Annotated in this window: 15 protein-coding genes; 4 read left to right on the plus strand and 11 right to left on the minus strand. The window is 60.6% G+C overall.

From position 1 onward, the window contains the following. Positions 1 to 230 precede the first annotated feature (230 nt). Both EC919_RS13685 and EC919_RS13690 read right to left on the minus strand, forming a co-directional pair. Positions 231 to 593 (minus strand): type II toxin-antitoxin system PemK/MazF family toxin, encoded by a 363-nt coding sequence (locus EC919_RS13685; RefSeq protein WP_133774702.1) that lies wholly within the window; start codon positions 591 to 593, stop codon positions 231 to 233. After that, on the minus strand, positions 593 to 883 hold the full coding sequence (locus tag EC919_RS13690) for an AbrB/MazE/SpoVT family DNA-binding domain-containing protein (protein ID WP_347876983.1): 291 nt from the start codon (positions 881 to 883) through the stop codon (positions 593 to 595). Before EC919_RS13690 ends, EC919_RS13685 begins: the two co-directional genes overlap by 1 nt. A 265-nt stretch (positions 884 to 1,148) precedes the next feature. On the opposite strand from EC919_RS13690, the gene trxC reads away from it, so the two are divergent. Continuing rightward, positions 1,149 to 1,583, plus strand: coding sequence for a thioredoxin TrxC (trxC, locus tag EC919_RS13695; protein ID WP_133774706.1), 435 nt, complete (start codon positions 1,149 to 1,151; stop codon positions 1,581 to 1,583). Positions 1,584 to 1,718: 135 nt separating this feature from the next. Continuing rightward, positions 1,719 to 2,096 carry a PAAR domain-containing protein gene (locus tag EC919_RS13700; RefSeq protein WP_133774708.1) on the plus strand — a complete coding sequence of 126 codons (378 nt, stop codon included), beginning with the start codon at positions 1,719 to 1,721 and terminating at the stop codon, positions 2,094 to 2,096. A gap of 3 nt (positions 2,097 to 2,099) precedes the next feature. On the opposite strand, the gene EC919_RS13705 is transcribed toward EC919_RS13700, so the two are convergent. Beyond that, positions 2,100 to 2,882, minus strand: coding sequence for a ParA family protein (locus tag EC919_RS13705; RefSeq protein WP_133774710.1), 783 nt, complete (start codon positions 2,880 to 2,882; stop codon positions 2,100 to 2,102). Between the two features lie 354 nt (positions 2,883 to 3,236). On the opposite strand from EC919_RS13705, the gene EC919_RS13710 reads away from it, so the two are divergent. Further along, positions 3,237 to 3,725: a hypothetical protein gene (locus EC919_RS13710; RefSeq protein WP_133774712.1), complete on the plus strand. Its 489-nt coding sequence runs from the start codon at positions 3,237 to 3,239 to the stop codon at positions 3,723 to 3,725. Positions 3,726 to 3,808: 83 nt separating this feature from the next. Here the strand turns inward: EC919_RS13710 and EC919_RS13715 are convergent, their stop codons facing one another. Beyond that, complete coding sequence (locus EC919_RS13715) at positions 3,809 to 4,699, minus strand: LysR family transcriptional regulator (protein WP_133774714.1); 891 nt, start codon at positions 4,697 to 4,699, stop codon at positions 3,809 to 3,811. 115 nt (positions 4,700 to 4,814) lie between these two features. Here EC919_RS13715 and EC919_RS13720 point away from each other — a divergent pair, with 115 nt between their 5' ends. Next, positions 4,815 to 6,080, plus strand: coding sequence for an MFS transporter (locus EC919_RS13720; RefSeq protein ID WP_133774716.1), 1,266 nt, complete (start codon positions 4,815 to 4,817; stop codon positions 6,078 to 6,080). Positions 6,081 to 6,354: 274 nt separating this feature from the next. On the opposite strand, the gene hemE is transcribed toward EC919_RS13720, so the two are convergent. The 7 genes from hemE to aroK form a co-directional block, all read right to left on the minus strand. Further along, a complete protein-coding gene (gene hemE / locus EC919_RS13725) occupies positions 6,355 to 7,419 on the minus strand; it encodes a uroporphyrinogen decarboxylase (RefSeq protein WP_133774718.1) in 1,065 nt (354 codons plus the stop codon). 132 nt (positions 7,420 to 7,551) lie between these two features. After that, positions 7,552 to 8,316, minus strand: coding sequence for a S1 family peptidase (locus tag EC919_RS13730; RefSeq protein WP_133774720.1), 765 nt, complete (start codon positions 8,314 to 8,316; stop codon positions 7,552 to 7,554). Between the two features lie 303 nt (positions 8,317 to 8,619). Continuing rightward, entirely contained in the window at positions 8,620 to 10,038 is a 1,419-nt protein-coding gene (locus EC919_RS13735) for an FAD-dependent oxidoreductase (protein WP_133774722.1), read from the minus strand. Positions 10,039 to 10,160: 122 nt separating this feature from the next. Then, complete coding sequence (gltB, locus tag EC919_RS13740) at positions 10,161 to 14,606, minus strand: glutamate synthase large subunit (RefSeq protein ID WP_133774724.1); 4,446 nt, start codon at positions 14,604 to 14,606, stop codon at positions 10,161 to 10,163. A 358-nt stretch (positions 14,607 to 14,964) separates the two neighbouring features. After that, the gene (locus EC919_RS13750; protein WP_133774726.1) at positions 14,965 to 16,590 is read right to left on the minus strand and encodes an SPOR domain-containing protein; all 1,626 of its coding nucleotides are present in this window, start codon (positions 16,588 to 16,590) and stop codon (positions 14,965 to 14,967) included. A 10-nt stretch (positions 16,591 to 16,600) separates the two neighbouring features. Further along, a complete protein-coding gene (gene aroB / locus EC919_RS13755) occupies positions 16,601 to 17,704 on the minus strand; it encodes a 3-dehydroquinate synthase (protein ID WP_133774728.1) in 1,104 nt (367 codons plus the stop codon). 130 nt (positions 17,705 to 17,834) lie between these two features. Then, a complete protein-coding gene (aroK, locus tag EC919_RS13760) occupies positions 17,835 to 18,353 on the minus strand; it encodes a shikimate kinase AroK (protein ID WP_065986620.1) in 519 nt (172 codons plus the stop codon). Positions 18,354 to 18,356 lie beyond the last annotated feature (3 nt).

Here is an 18,356-nt window from a genome sequence, read left to right on the forward strand (position 1 = left end):
GTCAGCCCCTCGCATCGACACTAGCAACAGGTAGGCAGGGCGAACAGTTGGGCGAAAAGGGGATGCTTTCGGAGAGTCAGCGTTTGGGAATTTGGCGTAACGCGCGGAGTTGGCGGCTGGGACGATGGATTAAAAAGGAATCCGTTGCGTCTTCAGGCTTGAGTTTTTTACCCGTAGACGCTTAGACGAGCGTCTAAATTTGAGACAGATCACACCTCAGCTCGCCGCAATCAGTCTTGTAAGTCGATGACACTCAGCACTTTCGAGACAATGTCGTTAGTCGTGATCTTGTCCAGACTTTCGATGAACCTTGCGGACCCCGTTTGCACTCGGCTCTCTATGTCAAAGCTGCGCACCTGATTACACACCGCGACGCCATTTGTTTCGTGACCGCCGATGACGACTGCCAACCCTGACTCTCGCGCATGCACGCCAGCACTGGTTACCGGAACGGTCATACACAAACCCAACTGATTTATACGTTGGGAGGTAATAATGATGAAGCGGTGCCGCCCTTTCATTTCACGACCTGAAACCGGATTTGGATCTATCCAGTACACGTCGCCTTGACGAGGTGCCTTGCGACGAACCATCAGGTTATTTCCCGTCCTACCGAATCACCCTCTCTGGCCCATGCCGTTTCGCTGTTGAGTTCAGCCACATGCTCCGCGCCTTTGAGCAGCTCGGTGGCCGTATATCGTCTGCGTGCAATGTGCGTGAGAGGCTTTGCGACCAAGCCTCCTGCCTCCACGCTCAGCTCGACTTGGGATCCGATATCCAGGTCAAGCAGCTTGAGGAACGCGGGCGGAATGGTCATAACTGCTGCGCCACCGTGGCGCCGGATTGTAGAGCTCATCGTCATCTTATTTCTCTTTCGGTTCATAACAGGGCCTCACCAGAAGTGCTACGAACGTAGCACTCGCTACATCTCGATGCGAGCGATGGAGGCAGGGGCGAAGCATACTCAGGAGCCGATTCGTCACCAATGAGAAGCCACGACCAAGGTCGTAGGAATTCGCTGAACCCCCCGTCGCCTTAACCAATCCATATAAAACATAGCTACCGCGATAGAGTGGAGCCCTGTAAAGCTTGATAACTCACCCCGCCGGCTCCACCTAGTAGTCATCAACCCTACTCAGGCCTCTGTCATGTCCGATTCCCTGCTGATCCCCTGCCCGCACTGCAACGGGCTCAATCGTATTCCCGCCGGGCGGCTGACCGACCAGCCGAAATGCGGGCGCTGCAAGCAGCCGGTGTTGCTGAGCAAGCCGTTCAACCTGACGCAGGGCGACTATGCCAGCCAGATCAAGGGCGATCTGCCGCTGCTGGTGGACGTGTGGGCGGAGTGGTGCGGGCCGTGCAAATCCTTCGCACCGACGTTCGAGCAAGCGGCCACTCAGCTGAGCGGTCGGGTCCGTCTGGCAAAGCTGGACAGCGAGGCCAATCAGCAGCTTTCCGCGCAATTGGGGATTCGCTCGATCCCGAGCCTGATTCTGTTCAAGGACGGCCGTGAGATCGCCCGGCAGAGTGGCGCGATGCCGTTGCAACAGCTGACGGCCTGGCTGACCAGTCAGGGAATCTGAAAGGCGTTTCTTCGGCGATGGAAGTGCGTGACAGCCAGCGCTGTAGGTATGTTCTGAAAGCGCTCTTTCGACCGAATTCGTGGAATTCTGCGTCTAGGCTTCGCCATTCCTATCGGCACCCTGGAGTGGTTAGCAATGACATACGTGGTCAGAGAGGGCGATTCAACAACAACCGGCGGCATGGTTTTGAGTGCTACAGGCTCGCACACGTGGGAGGACCGGCGCCTGGCGCGCATGGGGGATCCGGTCTGGTGCGAGCGATGTGCGCAGATCGGCTTCATTGCCCAAGGCAATCCGACCTTCATCGACGAACTCGTGGCCGTGGCGACGCACGGCCAGGCGGTACGCTGCGGCTGCGAGGAAGGCACCCATCGTTTGATCGCCAGCCAGACTGAGCTTGAAGCCGACATGGACGCGACCATCGACATTCCCAAGGACATGGCCGAAAAGGCGCGCAAGCGAGCCAAACACATGACCCGAGCCCGACGGGAAAGCCACGCGCCGCTCGCCTAGGCGTCAGCGATTACCCGCCCCCGTTTCCAGTAAATGATGCAGCTCGACAAATTGCTGAGTCAGTTTATGCCGCGGCTCCAGATGGATCAGCGGCATATTGGCCTGATGTGATTCACGCATCTTGATCGAACTGGTGAGGTAGACCGGCAGCACCGGCAACCCTTCAGCGATCAGCTCATCAAGGATCTGCTGGGGCAGGCTCGCTCGCGCCTGGAACTGGTTCACGATAATGCCTTCCACCTCCAGATCCTCGTTGTGATCTTCCTTGAGCTCTTCGATTTCCTTGAGCAGCCCGTACAGCGCCTGACGGGAGAAGCTGTCGCAATCAAACGGAATCAGCACGTGATCCGCCGCGATCAACGCAGATACCGCATAGAAATTTAGCGCTGGGGGCGTGTCCAGGTAGATGCGCTCGTAGTCTTCGCTCAGCTCATCCAGCAATTTTCGGAGCTTGTTGATCTTGTGCTTGGCTTCCAGTTTGGGCTGCAGATCCGCCAGCTCCGCCGTAGCGGTCACGACATGAAGGTTGTCGAAGGGCGTCTCGTAGATGTCGACCTGGTTCTTTTTAGCGCCAGGCCCGGACGACAAGGTCTGCTTGAAGAAATCAGCGATGCCCATGGGAATCTCGTCACCGGTCAGACCGGTGAGGTACTGGGTCGAGTTGGCCTGAGCATCCAGATCGATCAACAGCGTCCGGTAACCTTCATGAGCACTGACTGCCGCCAGATTGCAGGCGATGCTGGACTTGCCCACGCCGCCCTTCTGATTGAACACCACACGCCGCATGTAAGACTCCCTGTTGCTGTCTAGCCGTGAAGGATCGCCAGCGACCCGATGAAGGGTCCCGAGTCTAGGCAATCGCGATGAGTAGGGCGAGCCTCTCGGAAAAATCTGACTGTAAGGATAAGGGCCACGTCATCGAAAGACCGATCACGCCTCCAACACAGTGACAGAAGCTGCTGCCGCACCCGCAAGAAAGATCATCAGTAAACACACTATTTGTTTCAACGTTTGCCTCAGTGCGCTGGCATCGAGATAATGCCCGTCACTCGGTGATGGCGCCGCGCCATAGCCGGCGTCATTTCGGCGACTCGAAGCCCGGGAATACACATTGTCGGCACACCTGGAAGGTAAAGCTTCATGATTCGCGCTTTGTTGCTGTTATGCGTGCTGTTGGTGAGTGGCTGCGCCAGCCATGCGCCGTTGCCTGCGCAAATACCTCACATCAAATTTCCCGTGCAGTTGCACGTCCAGCGCGAGCAAGCCGGTCAGCGCGAAGAGTGGCTGATGACGATCCAGAAAGAACGCCACGGTCTGCGCTTCTCGTTGATGGACACCCTCGGCACTCCGGTGGCGGGTCAGCAGCTTCGCGAAGAGCGCTGGAAGGCAGACAAGCTGCTGCCGCCCAACTACGAGGCCCGTGAGCTGTTCGCCGCCGTGCTGTTTGCCCTGACGTCCCTCGAAGAAGTGCGCTTTGACTATCCTGGCGTGCAGTTGCGTCCCTACGGTCGCAGCCTGGACGATCGCTGGTTCATTGATTACGCCTCCGAAGGTTTCTTCCGGATCAGCATGGAAAGCGGCGAACTGAAATACGTGGTCAGCCCTCTCCAGGGCAAAGCGAGCAAATGACGGGGTAGCTCAGCTACCTTGGCATTGCTCTACACATTGGGCCACGTGCAACAACTCCCGCATTTCTGCGCTGTGGCTCTGCGTTACCCCGCCTTGCGCGTCACCAGCTCGACAAACGCCTTGGCCATGGGCGATTTCTGATCTTTGCGTTGCACCAGCCACACGGCTGAAGTGGCCTGCGCATCCAGCAGGGTCCGGTACACCACTCCATCGATGCGCATACGTTGATAGGACGCAGGCAGCACCGTCACGCCCAGTCCCGCCGCCACCAGACCAATGATGGTCATCGCCTCGCCCGCCTCCTGGGTGAACAGCGGGCTGAAACCCGCCTCGCGCGCCAGATCCAGCAACTGCGCGTAGAGCCCGCTGCCGTAGCTGCGCGGGAAGAATACAAACGGCTCACTGGCCAGCTCGCGCAGGTGAATGCCGCGTTCCGAGCCTTCTGCAAGTGGGTGGTCCGAGCGCAGAATCGCCACCAACGGTTCGTGCAGCAGTTCCACGGCCACTAACGAATCCGACAACGGCAGGGGACGCATGATGCCCACTTGCATCGACTCGTTTTCGAGCCGCTCGGCCACATCCCGGCTGCTCATTTCCTGAAGCGCCAGATGCACGGCCGGATAACGCTGGCGAAACGCGAAGATGGCCTGGGGGATGCTTGAGGTGAAAGGCGCAGACGCCGTAAAGCCGATCTTCAACTCCCCCAGCTCCCCCAGCTGCGCACGCCGGGCCACGTCCGAAGCCTTCTCGACCTGCGCCAGCACCAGGCGCGCTTCATCGAGGAACAACCGGCCCGCCTCGCTCAGTTCCACCCGTCGATTGGTGCGTTCAAACAAACGCGCGCCGAGCTCTTGCTCCAGCGCCTGTATCTGCTGGCTCAACGGCGGTTGCGAGATGCCGAGCGCCTGAGCAGCGCGTCCGAAGTGCAGCTCCTCAGCGACAGCGATGAAGTAACGCAGGTGACGTAATTCCATGGTTATTCCAGTAGGTCGTCAAACCTATCAAACAGGTCGAACAATATATTGGAAGCAATCGTTAGGCGGCTATATTCTTTTGCCACTGCTCCCCGCTCTCCGTCTGAGGTCACCCGTGAATACTGCTGCATCTCCTTCCGCGTCCGCCGAGTTCACCAGTGCGGCCATCCCGTTGGGCGACACGTACATCGAGAAGGACACGCCCGCTTTCATTCGTACCGTGCTGGCGCTGTTCTCTGGCGGTTTCGCGACGTTTGCGCTGTTGTACTGCGTGCAACCGATGATGCCGGTGCTGTCGCGGGACTTCTCCATCAACGCTGCCCAGAGCAGCATGATTCTGTCGGTGTCCACCGCGATGCTGGCGATCGGATTGCTCATCACCGGCCCTATTTCCGACCGTCTCGGGCGCAAGTCGGTGATGGTGTTCTCGCTGTTTTCGGCCGCCCTATTCACCATCGCCAGCGCACTGATGCCGACCTGGGAAGGCGTGCTCATCACGCGGGCGTTCGTCGGCTTGTCGCTGAGCGGACTCGCCGCTGTGGCCATGACCTATCTCAGCGAAGAAATTCACCCTCAGCACATCGGCCTGGCGATGGGCCTGTACATTGGCGGCAACGCCATCGGCGGCATGAGCGGCCGGGTGATCACCGGGGTGTTGAGCGACTACGTCAGCTGGCACACGGCACTGTTGATCATGGGCATCATCGCGCTGGGCGCGGCTGGCGTGTTCTGGAAAATCCTGCCGCCGTCGCGCAATTTCCGCGCTCGCCCGCTCAATGGCCGCAGCCTGTTGGAGGGCTTCGTTCTGCAGTTCCGTGATGCCGGTCTGCCGTGGCTGTTTCTCGAGGGCTTCCTGCTGATGGGCGCGTTCGTGACGCTGTTCAACTACATCGGCTACCGCTTACTTGCAGACCCGTACAACTTGAGCCAGGCCGTGGTCGGCCTGTTTTCGGTGGTGTACCTGTCGGGCATCTACAGCTCGGCGAAGATCGGCGCACTGGCCGATCAACTGGGCCGACGCAACGTGTTGTGGGCCGTGATAATGCTGATGCTCGTCGGCGTGACGCTGACCATGTTCACCCCGCTGGTGGTGGTCATCGTTGGCGTGCTGATGTTCACCTTCGGCTTCTTCGGCGCCCACTCCGTTGCCAGCAGCTGGATCGGTCGCCGGGCCATCAAAGCCAAAGGCCAGGCGTCGTCGCTGTACTTGTTCAGCTATTACGTCGGCTCCAGCATTGCCGGCACCGGCGGCGGCGTGTTCTGGCACTACGCCGGCTGGAACGGCATCGGCGCTTTCATCGGCACCCTCCTGCTGATCGCCCTCGCCGTGGCGCTAAAACTCGCGAAAGTAAAACCGCTGGCGGTGAATGTGCAGGTTTAAACCAACAGCCGCACATGCAAATTGTAGGAGCGCGCTTGCCCGCGATCGGGCGGGAACCGGCCGCAAGACCTTAGAGCACGGACTTGCTGATCTACCACAGAGGTACAGCCACTGCCGCTTCGCGCCAGATCGCGGGCAAGCGCGCTCCTACGCCTTCGGCAGAAGCGATCCTGCGCCCGATGCTCAGTGTCGATAGATCTGTGCCCTTTGCGTGCCTAACCCCCCACACAAAAACGCCCGGCATTAGCCGGGCGTTTTCATCTCTGCGAACCGCTTACTGGTGATACTTCGCCGACATTTCGTGCACCGCTTCGATGAAGGCGCCGGCGTTGGCCGGGTCGACTTCGGGGGTGATGCCGTGGCCAAGGTTGAAGACGTGGCCGGTGCCGCTGCCGTAGCTGGCAAGGATGTTCGAGACTTCCTGGCGGATGGCGTTTGGGTTGGCGTAGAGCACGGTCGGGTCCATGTTGCCTTGCAGCGCGACTTTGCTGCCGACGCGGCGGCGGGCTTCGCCGATGTCGCAGGTCCAGTCCAGGCCCAGCGCATCGGCGCCGGCGTCGGCGATGCTTTCCAGCCACATGCCGCCGCCTTTGGTGAACAGAATGACCGGCACTTTGCGCCCGTCGTGCTCACGGATCAGGCCGTTGACGATCTTGCGCATGTAAGCCAGTGAGAACTCCTGGTACGCCGCGGCCGAAAGGCTGCCGCCCCAGCTGTCGAAGATTTGCACCGCTTGCGCGCCTGCGAGAATCTGGCCGTTCAGGTACGCCGTGACCGATTGTGCGAGCTTGTCGAGCAGCAAGTGCATGGCCTGCGGGCTGTCGTAAAGCATGGCCTTGGATTTGCGGAAATCCTTGGACGAGCCGCCTTCGACCATGTAAGTCGCCAGGGTCCACGGGCTGCCAGCGAAGCCGATCAGCGGCACGCGACCATTGAGCTCGCGGCGGATGGTACTGACCGCATCCATGACGTAGCCGAGATCTTTCTGCGCGTCGGGGATCGGCAACGCTTCGATGTCAGCCAGGGTGGTGACGGTTTTGCGAAAGCGCGGGCCTTCGCCGGTTTCGAAGTACAGGCCCAGGCCCATGGCGTCGGGAACGGTGAGGATGTCGGAGAACAGAATGGCGGCGTCGAGCGGATAGCGCTCAAGCGGCTGCAGGGTGACTTCGCAGGCAAACGCCGGGTTCATGCACAAGCTCATGAAGTCTCCGGCCTTGGCGCGACTGGCGCGGTACTCCGGGAGATAGCGGCCGGCCTGGCGCATCATCCATACAGGCGTGACGTCAACAGGCTGCTTGAGCAGGGCGCGAAGGAAACGGTCGTTCTTCAGGGCAGTCATGTCGGCATCCGGAAAAAAAGTGCGGGCATTTTCTCAGACACCAACATAAAAGGCACGGTCGGTGCCGTGCCTTTTATTTATCGGGGCGATTTGTCGCATCAACGCAATACCGGTTTTCCTGACGTCGCCGCCCTATGGGTGGGCCTCCATCGTCTCTTTGATCCAGTCTGCAAAGTAGGCGACTCTGGTGTACTGACCGGCATTCATCCACAACGAACGGCTCACCAGTCCAATCTCAAGGTAATCGCTACCTGATTTATAGAGCAGCGGCCCTCCGGAATCCCCCGGCGCCTGATTGTATCCGGCGCAGAGGCTGACCAATGGATTGAAGTGTGTGTCCGGGTAGCCAGGGGGCACTTCGATACACGCCTTGTCCTCTAGGGTCTGGCCGTGGCCTTCGTACAAAACGTCTGGCCCGTATCCCGTCTCGGTTTTACCGAATCCGATCAGTGTCACGGGGTAGCCCACGCCCGGCTCCAGCTGGAACTCTGCCCCGTCGAGCTTGAGGAAAGCGTCACTGTTCGCCGCGCGCTCAAGCTTGATCAATGCAATATCGTATTGCCCGGTGTGATCGAACTCTGGATGCCCGTAGGTGGCCTGGATTCTGACCCGGTCCTTCTCGATGACAGTTGGCCGGTATTGCTCCAGGCCAATGCTGACGGAGTGAGGAGCCTGGCCGTCGATGCAGTGTTCGGCAGTCAGCACCCACTGCGGCGCAATCAACGCAGCGCCACAGAGATGCGACCCATCCTCTTTTACGATCGCCGCATAAAACGGGTACTGCCCTCTTGCCGCTGGCTCTCCTCCGACGATCTTTTTGCCTTCATCCGCATGGTCCGATTGACCGCAACCGGTCAAAAAAGCCGCGAGACCCACACAGCAAACTAATTTGTTCATTATCGTTCCCTGATCCAACAGGCCGCCAAAGATCGGCCCGTGCTTCCACTCAATTTAAGAAAGGCTCGCTAGCGTTCGAAACCTTGCCGAATTAGAAACGTATCGAGTCGGATTGGGAACTGTCAGAAATGACGCGCAAGGAGTGCCTGGCGTTTTCACAAAAAGAGGAGCCGAGAAAGGAAGCGAAACAGATACGAACAATTTAGCAGGATGGAGCAGCTGCGAACGGCAAGCGCCAAGCCACAAGCAGAGCGGTTCACGCCTTACTTGCGGCTCTGGTTTACCCCTTGCAGCTAACAGGTTTTAAACGCCCAGGTAATCCAGAATCCCTTCAGCTGCGTTGCGGCCTTCAAAGATCGCCGTCACCACCAGATCGGAGCCGCGCACCATATCGCCGCCGGCGAAGATCTTCGGGTTGCTGGTCTGGTGCTTGAACTGGCCCTGCTCCGGCGCCACGACACGGCCCTGGCTGTCGACCTGGATATTCTGCAGATCGAACCAAGACGCCGGGCTTGGACGGAAACCGAAGGCGATGACCACGGCATCCGCCGGGATGATCTCTTCGGAACCCGGGATCGGCTCGGGGCTGCGACGGCCTCGTGCATCCGGTTCGCCCAGACGCGTTTCGACGACCTTCACGCCTTCGACCCGATCCTCGCCCACGATGGCGATGGGCTGACGGTTGTAGAGGAACTTCACGCCCTCTTCCTTGGCGTTCTTCACTTCCTTGCGCGAGCCCGGCATGTTTTCTTCGTCGCGGCGATAGGCGCAGGTCACTGATTTAGCGCCCTGGCGGATCGACGTGCGGTTGCAGTCCATCGCCGTGTCACCACCGCCCAGCACCACAACCTTCTTGCCCTTCATGTCGACGAAATCTTCCGGCGACTTTTCAAAGCCCATGTTGCGGTTGACGTTGGCAATCAGGAAATCCAGCGCATCGTGCACGCCCGGCAAGTCTTCACCGGGGAAGCCGCCCTTCATGTACGTGTACGTGCCCATGCCCATGAATACCGCGTCGTACTCTTCCAGCAACTGCTCGACGGTGATGTCCTTGCCGATCTCGGTATTGAGGCGGAACTCGATGCCCATGCCGGTGAACACTTCGCGGCGATTGCTCAGCACACTCTTTTCAAGCTTGAACTCAGGGATACCGAAGGTCAGCAGACCGCCGATTTCCGGGTTCTTGTCGAACACCACCGGCTTCACGCCGCCACGCACCAGAACGTCAGCGCAGCCCAGGCCCGCCGGGCCAGCCCCGATGATTGCCACGCGCTTGCCGTTTGGCACGATGCGGGACATGTCCGGGCGCCAGCCCATGGCGAAGGCCGTGTCGGTGATGTACTTCTCGACCGAACCAATGGTCACCGCGCCGAAGCCATCGTTGAGGGTACACGCGCCCTCACACAGGCGATCCTGCGGGCAAACGCGGCCACAGACTTCCGGCAGGGTGTTGGTCTGGTGCGACAACTCGGCGGCCGCAAGGATGTTGCCCTCGGCCACCAGCTTGAGCCAGTTGGGAATGAAGTTATGCACAGGGCATTTCCATTCACAGTACGGGTTGCCGCAACCCAGGCAACGGTGCGCCTGATCGGCCGACTGCTGCGGCTTGAAAGGTTCGTAGATTTCCACGAACTCTTTCTTGCGTTGACGCAGCAGTTTCTTTTTCGGGTCTTTACGCCCGACTTCGATGAACTGGAAGTCGTTACTGAGACGTTCAGCCATGGTGGTAAAACTCCTGACTACAGCCTCAAGCGCCACGCTTGAAGCTGCAAGAAAATCATGTTCGCAGGCACTCGCGCGCTGCCGTTAGCTTGCGGCTCGAAGCTTGCCGCTCGCAGCTGCTGTTATTGCGGATTCGCGCGGGTGCTGGACAACAGCGACTTCAAGCTCGCGGCCTTCGGCTTCACCAGCCAGAAGCGGCGCAGGTAGTCGTCCAGGTTTTCCCAAAGGTTGCGGCCCCATTCGCTGTCGGTTTCCGTCACGTATTCGGCCAGCACGCGCTCCAGGTGGCTGCGATAGGCTTCCATCGCTTCACCGCTGATGCGCTGAATCTCGACCAGCTCGTGGTTGACCCGGTCAACGAAGGTGTTGTCCTGATCGAGCACGTAGGCAAAGCCGCCCGTCATACCTGAGCCGAAGTTGTAGCCGGTCTTGCCCAGTACGCAGACGAAGCCGCCGGTCATGTATTCGCAGCAGTGGTCGCCCGTGCCTTCCACGACGGTGTGGGCGCCGGAGTTACGCACCGCGAAACGCTCGCCCGCCGTGCCCGCCGCGAACAGCTTGCCGCCGGTCGCGCCGTACAGGCAGGTGTTGCCGATGATGGCGCTGTCCTGGGTTTTGAACGGGCTGCCTTTTGGCGGCACGATCACCAGTTTGCCGGCGGTCATGCCCTTGCCGACGTAATCGTTGGCGTCGCCTTCCAGATACATGTTCAGGCCGCCGGCGTTCCACACGCCAAAACTCTGCCCGGCCGTGCCCTTGAAGCGGAAGGTCACCGGCGCATCGTTCATGCCCTGGTTGCCGTGCAGCTTGGCGATTTCGCCGGAAATCCGCGCGCCGATGGAGCGGTCACAGTTGCAGATGTCCAGTTCGTAGTCGCCGCCGGTCTTGGCCTGAATGGCGGAGATCGCCAGTTCGACCATCTTCTCGGCCAGCAGGCCTTTGTCGAACGGCGGGTTGCGCTCGACTTGGCTGAACTGCGGTTTGTCGGCCGGAATGTGGTCGCTGCCCAGCAGCGGCGTCAGGTCCAGGTGCTGCTGCTTGGCGGTTTCACCCGGCAGGATTTCCAGCAGATCGGTACGCCCGATCAGTTCTTCCAGCGAACGCACGCCGAGCTTGGCCAGCCACTCACGGGTTTCTTCCGCCACGTAGGTGAAGAAGTTGATCACCATGTCGACAGTGCCGATGTAGTGGTCCTTGCGCAGCTTGTCGTTCTGGGTCGCCACGCCGGTAGCGCAGTTGTTCAGGTGGCAGATGCGCAGGTATTTGCAGCCCAGTGCGATCATCGGCGCGGTGCCGAAGCCGAAGCTTTCGGCGCCGAGGATGGCCGCCTTGATCACGTCCAGGCCGGTTTTCAGGCCGCCGTCAGTCTGCACCCGAACCTTGCCGCGCAGGTCGTTGCCGCGCAGGGTCTGGTGGGTCTCGGCCAGGCCGATTTCCCACGGCGAGCCGGCGTATTTGATCGACGACAGCGGCGACGCGCCGGTGCCGCCGTCATAACCGGAAATGGTGATCAGGTCGGCATAGGCCTTGGCCACACCGGCCGCAATCGTGCCCACGCCCGCTTCGGCCACCAGCTTGACCGAGACCAGCGCGGCCGGGTTGACCTGCTTGAGGTCAAAGATCAGCTGCGACAGGTCTTCGATCGAGTAGATGTCGTGGTGCGGCGGCGGCGAAATCAGCGTCACGCCGGGCACTGCGTAACGCAGCTTGGCGATCAGGCCGTTGACCTTGCCGCCCGGCAGTTGCCCGCCCTCGCCCGGTTTGGCGCCCTGGGCGACCTTGATCTGCAGCACGTCGGCGTTGACCAGGTATTCAGGCGTTACGCCAAAACGGCCGGTCGCGATCTGTTTGATCTTGGAGCTGCGGATGGTGCCGTAGCGGGCCGGGTCTTCGCCGCCCTCACCGGAGTTGGAGCGGGCGCCCAGGCGGTTCATCGCCTCGGCCAGCGCTTCGTGGGCTTCCGGTGACAGCGCGCCCAGCGAGATACCCGCCGAGTCGAAGCGCTTGAGAATGCCTTCCAGCGGCTCGATCTCGTCGATGCCCAGCGGCGTGTCGAGCTCTTTGACCTTGAGCAAGTCACGGATCATCGACACGGGACGGTTGTCCACCAGCGCTGTGTATTCCTTGAACTTGCTGTAATCGCCCTGCTGCACGGCGGCTTGCAGCGTCGCCACCACATCGGGGTTGTAGGCGTGGTATTCGCCGCCGTAGACGAACTTCAGCAGCCCGCCCTGCTGGATCGGCTTACGCGCGCTCCAGGCTTCGAAGGCCAGGGCTTTCTGCTCGGCTTCAATGTCGACGAAACGCGCGCCCTTGATGCGGCTCGGCACGCCACGGAAGCTCAGATCGCAGACTTCTTCCGACAGGCCGATGGCTTCGAAAAGCTGCGCGCCTCGGTACGAAGCGACGGTCGAGATACCCATTTTCGACAGGATCTTGAGCAGGCCTTTGGTGATGCCCTTGCGGTAGTTCTTGAAGACTTCGTACAGATCGCCCAGCACTTCGCCAGTACGGATCAAGTCGCCCAGCACTTCGTACGCCAGGAACGGATACACCGCCGACGCGCCGAAGCCGATCAGCACGGCGAAATGGTGCGGGTCGCGTGCTGTCGCGGTCTCGACGAGGATGTTGCTGTCGCAGCGCAGGCCTTTTTCGGTCAGACGGTGGTGCACCGCGCCGGTGGCCAGTGATGCGTGAATCGGCAGTTTGCCCGGCGCGATATGGCGGTCACTCAAGACGATCTGGGTCTTGCCCGAACGCACGGCTTCTTCAGCCTGATCGGCGATGTTGCACACGGCCGCTTCCAGACCCATGGCTTCGTCGTAGTTCAGGTCGATAATCTGACGATCAAAGCCCGGACGATCCAGGCTCATCAGCGAGCGCCACTTGGCCGGGGAAATGACCGGCGAGCTGAGGATTACGCGGGAAGCGTGCTCTGGCGACTCCTGGAAAATGTTGCGCTCGGCACCGAGGCAGACTTCCAGTGACATGACGATGGCTTCACGCAGCGGGTCGATCGGCGGGTTGGTGACCTGCGCGAACTGCTGGCGGAAATAGTCGTACGGCGTGCGGACGCGACGGGACAGCACCGCCATCGGCGTGTCATCGCCCATGGAGCCCACCGCTTCCTGACCCTGCTCACCCAGCGGGCGCAGGATCTGATCACGCTCTTCGAACGTGACCTGGAACATCTTCATGTACTGCTTGAGCTGATCCGGGTTGTAGAACGCCGAACCGTGGTCGTGGTCTTCCAGCGTCGCCTGAATACGCAGAGCGTTTTTGCGCAGCCACTGCTTGTAAGGATGGCGGGACTTCAAGCGGCTGTCGATGGCGTCGGTGTCGAGGATCTGCCCGGTTTCGGTGTCCACGGCGAAGATCTGGCCCGGGCCGACACGGCCCTTGGCAATCACATCTTCGGGCTTGTAGTTCCACACGCCGATTTCCGACGCGAGGGTGATGTAGCCGTTTTTCGTGGTCACCCAGCGCGCAGGGCGCAGGCCGTTGCGGTCGAGCAGGCAGACGGCGTGACGACCTTCGGTCATGACGATGCCGGCCGGGCCGTCCCACGGCTCCATGTGCATGGAGTTGAATTCGTAGAACGCGCGCAGATCCGGGTCCATGGTTTCGACGTTCTGCCAAGCCGGCGGCACGAGCATGCGCACGCCACGGAACAGGTCGATGCCGCCGGTTACCATCAGCTCGAGCATGTTGTCCATGCTCGATGAGTCGGAGCCCACGCGGTTGACCAGCGGGCCCAGCTCGTCGAGGTCCATCAGGTCGTTGGTGAACTTGGTGCGACGGGCCTGGGCCCAGTTGCGGTTACCGGTGATGGTGTTGATCTCGCCGTTGTGGGCGAGGAAACGGAACGGCTGAGCCAGCGGCCATTTCGGCAGGGTGTTGGTCGAGAAGCGCTGGTGGAACACGCAGATCGCGGTTTGCAGGCGCTCGTCGTTGAGGTCCGGGAAGAATGCCGTGAGATCACGCGGCATCATCAGGCCTTTGTAGATGATGGTCTTGTGGGAAAAGCTGCAGATGTAGTGGTCGGTGTCGGCGGCATTGGCCACCGAGGAGCGACGACGTGCGCAGAACAGCTTGATCGCGAATTCCTGATCGGTCAGGCCTTCGCCGCCGATGAACACCTGCTCGATCTTCGGCAGACGCTCAAGGGCCAGACGACCCAGTACGCTTGTGTCGATCGGCACCTGGCGCCAGCCGATCAGGGTCAGGCCGGCCGCCAGGATTTCACGGTTCATGTTTTCGCGGGCCGCTTCGGCCCTGGCGTCGTCCTGATTGAGGAAGACCATGCCAACACAATACTGGCGCGGAAGCTCGACGCCGAAGTGCTCGGTGGCCACCGCACGCAGGAAGGTGTCAGGTTTTTGCATCAACAGCCCGCAACCGTCACCGGTCTTGCCGTCGGCGTTGATACCACCACGGTGGGTCATGCACGTCAGGGCTTCGATAGCCGTCTGCAACAGGTGATGACTGGGCTCGCCTTGCATATGGGCGATCAGGCCGAAACCACAGTTATCCTTGAATTCTTCTGGATGGTACAGACCTGCTTTCATAGACACATTCTCACCAGGCTGCCCCTTAACGAGGCAAATTTCTTTTCAATTCAACCATTTACCATCCACGCCGAACGTATGCCGGCTTTGCGGGAGCAAAAGGGAGGTCATTGTACACAGCGACACAAGTCCTCACAAATTTGACGACGAAGTGTCGCAAATTTATGTCGCATTCATGAAAGGTTTTATATCGATTCTCGTGCTAGTCAGAGCTTTTTTGCGAGTCTGACCAATGAGAGCCCGAAGATCAATGCGTGTCTGAGACGCAGACACCGCAAGGCGCGCTGCTCATTGGCAGCACGCTCATGCGTGATATCGGGAGGGCCAAGCGAGGGACCTGGATAAGGCCCCTGCGTCATCAGCGGGCGGCGGCGAGTTCCTGTTGGATACTGCCGACGGTACGAGGCCAAGGTTTACCAGCCTGAACCTTCTCTGGCAAGGCCTTGATAGCGGTCAGTGCCGCATTGCGGTCAGCGAAGCTGCCGTAAGTCACCACGAACAGAGGCTTGCCCTGCAGGGTTTTCTTGAAGTAACGATACTCGGCGCCCTGCTCTTTCACGTAGCTCTGAGCGGTAGCTTCAGAGCTGGTGCCGAGGATCTGCACCACGTAATGCGTCGGTGCCTGACCTGCGTACCAACCGCTGCCAGCCGCGCCAGAGGCTGCAGCGGCCGCGGCTGGTTTGGCCGCCGGTGCCGGAGCAGGTTTGGCGGTGGCCACTTGAGTCGGCGCTGGCGCAGGTTTCGCGGCAGGGGCCGGAGCAGGCGTTGGCTTGGCGGCCGGGGCCGGACGCGTTGCCGGGACCGGCTGCTGCGCCACGGTCGGCGCAGGACTTGCCGTCGCGCCCACCGGTGGCGCAGTGGTGGTCACGGTCGGCGGCTGCAGCGATTGATTAGCCGCAGGGCCGCCATCTTCGCCGTCACCCTCGCCCGAACCCGCCGCTTCAGCCAACGGCGCGCGGGTCGCCGGTTGCGAGCCGTTCATTGGCAGCGGCATCGGCTGCGAGTTACCCGCAAACTCGATGGCCGGGCCTCCGTTGTTCGATTGTTGCGCCGGCGCCTGGCCCTGACCCAGAGGCAGTTGGGCCTGAGAGTTGGCTGGCGCAGTGGCAGGTGCGTTGCTGCGGCCTGGAATCAGCCACGCCGCGAGCACGGCCGCGACAACAACCCCACCCAAAGCCAACACGTGTTTCTTAGGCATTTTGAACCCCATACTTGGACGCTTGACCGCAGAGCGGCTGGCAATCATGGCTTCGATCATCGAATCGCGCGCGACCTGGTTGATCGCGCCTGGCCATCCACCGGACTGCTCGTGGATATCAGTGATCTGTGCGGCGCTGAACAACTCAACGCCCTGCCCTGCGCCATCGAGACGCTGAGCCAGATACTCACGGGTTTCTTCTTCGGTATAGGGCGCCAGCTCGATAACGTGGAAGCGTTCTTCCTCGGTACCGCTCTCGGCGCACAGCTGATCCAGGCGATCAATGATCGAAGCCTCGCCGAACAGGAAGACATGCGGACGCCCCTCCGGGGTGCCTGCTGCCAATCCCAACAACGCTTCGAGTGCAGATTCGCCCAGTTGTTCGGCATCGTCCACCAGGATGTAGACTTCCTGACCGGTCAGCGCCAACTGCACGACCTGCGCCAGGATCGGGCGCATTTCCGCTTGAGCGACGTTCAGCGCCTGGGCAACCTGGCGCAACACGCCCGTCGCATCACCTGCGCCACGGGCAGACACCACAACGCTCTGCACCGACTGCTTGTTGGTGCTCGCCACCAGTGCCTGACGCAACAGCGTCTTGCCACTGCCGTGCGGCCCCGTCACGACCAGCAGCAGCTGGCTGTAGCGCGCGAGATGATGCAGCTGGCCCAGCACGGGCTTGCGCTGTGCGGGAAAGAACTTGAAGCCGGGAACCCGCGTTGCAAAGGGGTCATGACTCAACTGGTAATGACCGAGGAAGGCCTCATCGGCGTGCAAACTAGTCATGGATTTCTCATTAACCTCTAAGCTGATCCACCAAGGCGCGGTAGTCCGCGACCAGTGTGGCCTGTAGTACTTCTTGTGGATATTCGTCAGTCACCACTGCTTCACCGATGCGACGCAACAGCACCAGGCGCAGACGACCGTCAATGACCTTTTTGTCCACCGCCATATGCTCGAGGAAGTGCTCGGGCGTCATGTCTTCCGGCGGAACTACCGGCAAGCCGGCGCGCTGAAAAATACGGATGCCCCGGTCACGTTCCTGCTCGCTGATCCAGCCCAGACGCGCCGACATTTCCAGCGCCATCACCGTGCCTGCTGCCACCGCCTCGCCGTGCAGCCAGACGCCGTAACCCATGTGGGTTTCGATGGCGTGGCCGAAGGTGTGGCCTAGGTTCAGCGTGGCACGCACGCCGGACTCTCGCTCATCAGCGCCAACAACCGCAGCCTTGGCGGCACAGGAGCGCTCGATCGCCGTGGTCAGCGCGACCTGATCCAGCCCGCGCAGCTTGTCCACATTCTCTTCGAGCCACGTCAGGAACGGTTCGTCACAGATCAAACCGTATTTGATGACCTCGGCAAGCCCGGCGGACAGCTCGCGCTCGGGCAGGGTGTTCAGCGACAACGTGTCGATCAGCACCGCATTGGGCTGATAGAACGCGCCCACCATATTTTTGCCCAGCGGGTGATTGATGCCGGTTTTGCCACCCACCGAGGAGTCGACCTGGGAGAGCAGCGTGGTCGGCACCTGAATGAACTCGACACCGCGCTGGTAGCAGGCAGCGGCAAAGCCGGCCATGTCACCGATAACGCCTCCGCCCAATGCAATCACAGTGGTGCGGCGATCGTGGCGAGCGGTGAGCAACGCGTCGAAGATGGTTTGCAGGGTTTCCCAGTTCTTGAAGGCTTCACCGTCGGGAAGCACGATCGGCAAGACGCTGTAACCGGAGAGGGATCGGGTGAGACGGTCCATGTAGAGCGGCGCAACGGTGGCGTTGGAGACGATCGCCACCTGTTTTCCGGCTATATACGGCTTGAGCAACTCGGGCTGATCCAGCAAGCCTTCGCCGATGTGGATCGGGTAGCTGCGTTCGCCAAGCTCGACCTTGAGTGTCTGCATGTGTCCCCACGCTGTTAACAATTGGTTGCCGGTGCGCGTCTTGAAAAACGCCGACACCGGCTATGGCGCAAGGCCATGTAGCGACCCCACTTTTTATGGTCGCCGAGGATAGCGCATTTCCGTCTGCGCTTTAACGGGGAGGAAGCTCGGCCAGCAGGGCGAGGATGTCAATAACCACCATTCGTGGCGGCCGCTCATCGGTTTCGATGATGACATCGGCGATCTCGCGGTACAGCGGATCGCGGATGGCCAACAGTTCGCGCAGCACGCGCGCCGGGTCAGCGGTGCGCAGCAACGGTCGATTGCGATCGCGCGAGGTTCGGCCCACTTGCTGCTCGACCGACGCATGCAAATACACCACCCGACCACCGGCATGCAGGGCGCGACGGTTTTCTTCGCGCATGACTGCGCCACCGCCGGTGGCCACGACCACCCCATCCAGTGCGGAGAGCTCGGCGATCATCGCTTGCTCACGATCGCGAAAGCCTGCTTCACCTTCCTTGTCGAAGATCCAGGGAATATTGGCACCCGTTCGCAGCTCGATTTCCTTGTCGGAATCCTTGAACGGCAGTCGAAGCTCTTTGGCCAGCAAGCGACCGATGGTGCTTTTACCAGCCCCCATCGGCCCCACAAGAATTAAATTTCGCACAGA

The sequence above is a fragment of the Pseudomonas graminis genome (genome assembly GCF_004364335.1).
GTDB classification, from domain to species: domain Bacteria; phylum Pseudomonadota; class Gammaproteobacteria; order Pseudomonadales; family Pseudomonadaceae; genus Aquipseudomonas; species Aquipseudomonas graminis_D.

Coding starts and splice junctions, on each gene's coding strand:
- EC919_RS13685 (WP_133774702.1), bottom strand. CDS start 593: ATGGTTCGTCGCAAGGCACCTCGTCAAGGCGACGTGTACTGGATAGAT.
- EC919_RS13690 (WP_347876983.1), bottom strand. CDS start 883: ATGAACCGAAAGAGAAATAAGATGACGATGAGCTCTACAATCCGGCGC.
- trxC (WP_133774706.1), top strand. CDS start 1,149: ATGTCCGATTCCCTGCTGATCCCCTGCCCGCACTGCAACGGGCTCAAT.
- EC919_RS13700 (WP_133774708.1), top strand. CDS start 1,719: ATGACATACGTGGTCAGAGAGGGCGATTCAACAACAACCGGCGGCATG.
- EC919_RS13705 (WP_133774710.1), bottom strand. CDS start 2,882: ATGCGGCGTGTGGTGTTCAATCAGAAGGGCGGCGTGGGCAAGTCCAGC.
- EC919_RS13710 (WP_133774712.1), top strand. CDS start 3,237: ATGATTCGCGCTTTGTTGCTGTTATGCGTGCTGTTGGTGAGTGGCTGC.
- EC919_RS13715 (WP_133774714.1), bottom strand. CDS start 4,699: ATGGAATTACGTCACCTGCGTTACTTCATCGCTGTCGCTGAGGAGCTG.
- hemE (WP_133774718.1), bottom strand. CDS start 7,419: ATGACTGCCCTGAAGAACGACCGTTTCCTTCGCGCCCTGCTCAAGCAG.
- EC919_RS13730 (WP_133774720.1), bottom strand. CDS start 8,316: ATGAACAAATTAGTTTGCTGTGTGGGTCTCGCGGCTTTTTTGACCGGT.
- EC919_RS13735 (WP_133774722.1), bottom strand. CDS start 10,038: ATGGCTGAACGTCTCAGTAACGACTTCCAGTTCATCGAAGTCGGGCGT.
- gltB (WP_133774724.1), bottom strand. CDS start 14,606: ATGAAAGCAGGTCTGTACCATCCAGAAGAATTCAAGGATAACTGTGGT.
- EC919_RS13750 (WP_133774726.1), bottom strand. CDS start 16,590: ATGACTAGTTTGCACGCCGATGAGGCCTTCCTCGGTCATTACCAGTTG.
- aroB (WP_133774728.1), bottom strand. CDS start 17,704: ATGCAGACACTCAAGGTCGAGCTTGGCGAACGCAGCTACCCGATCCAC.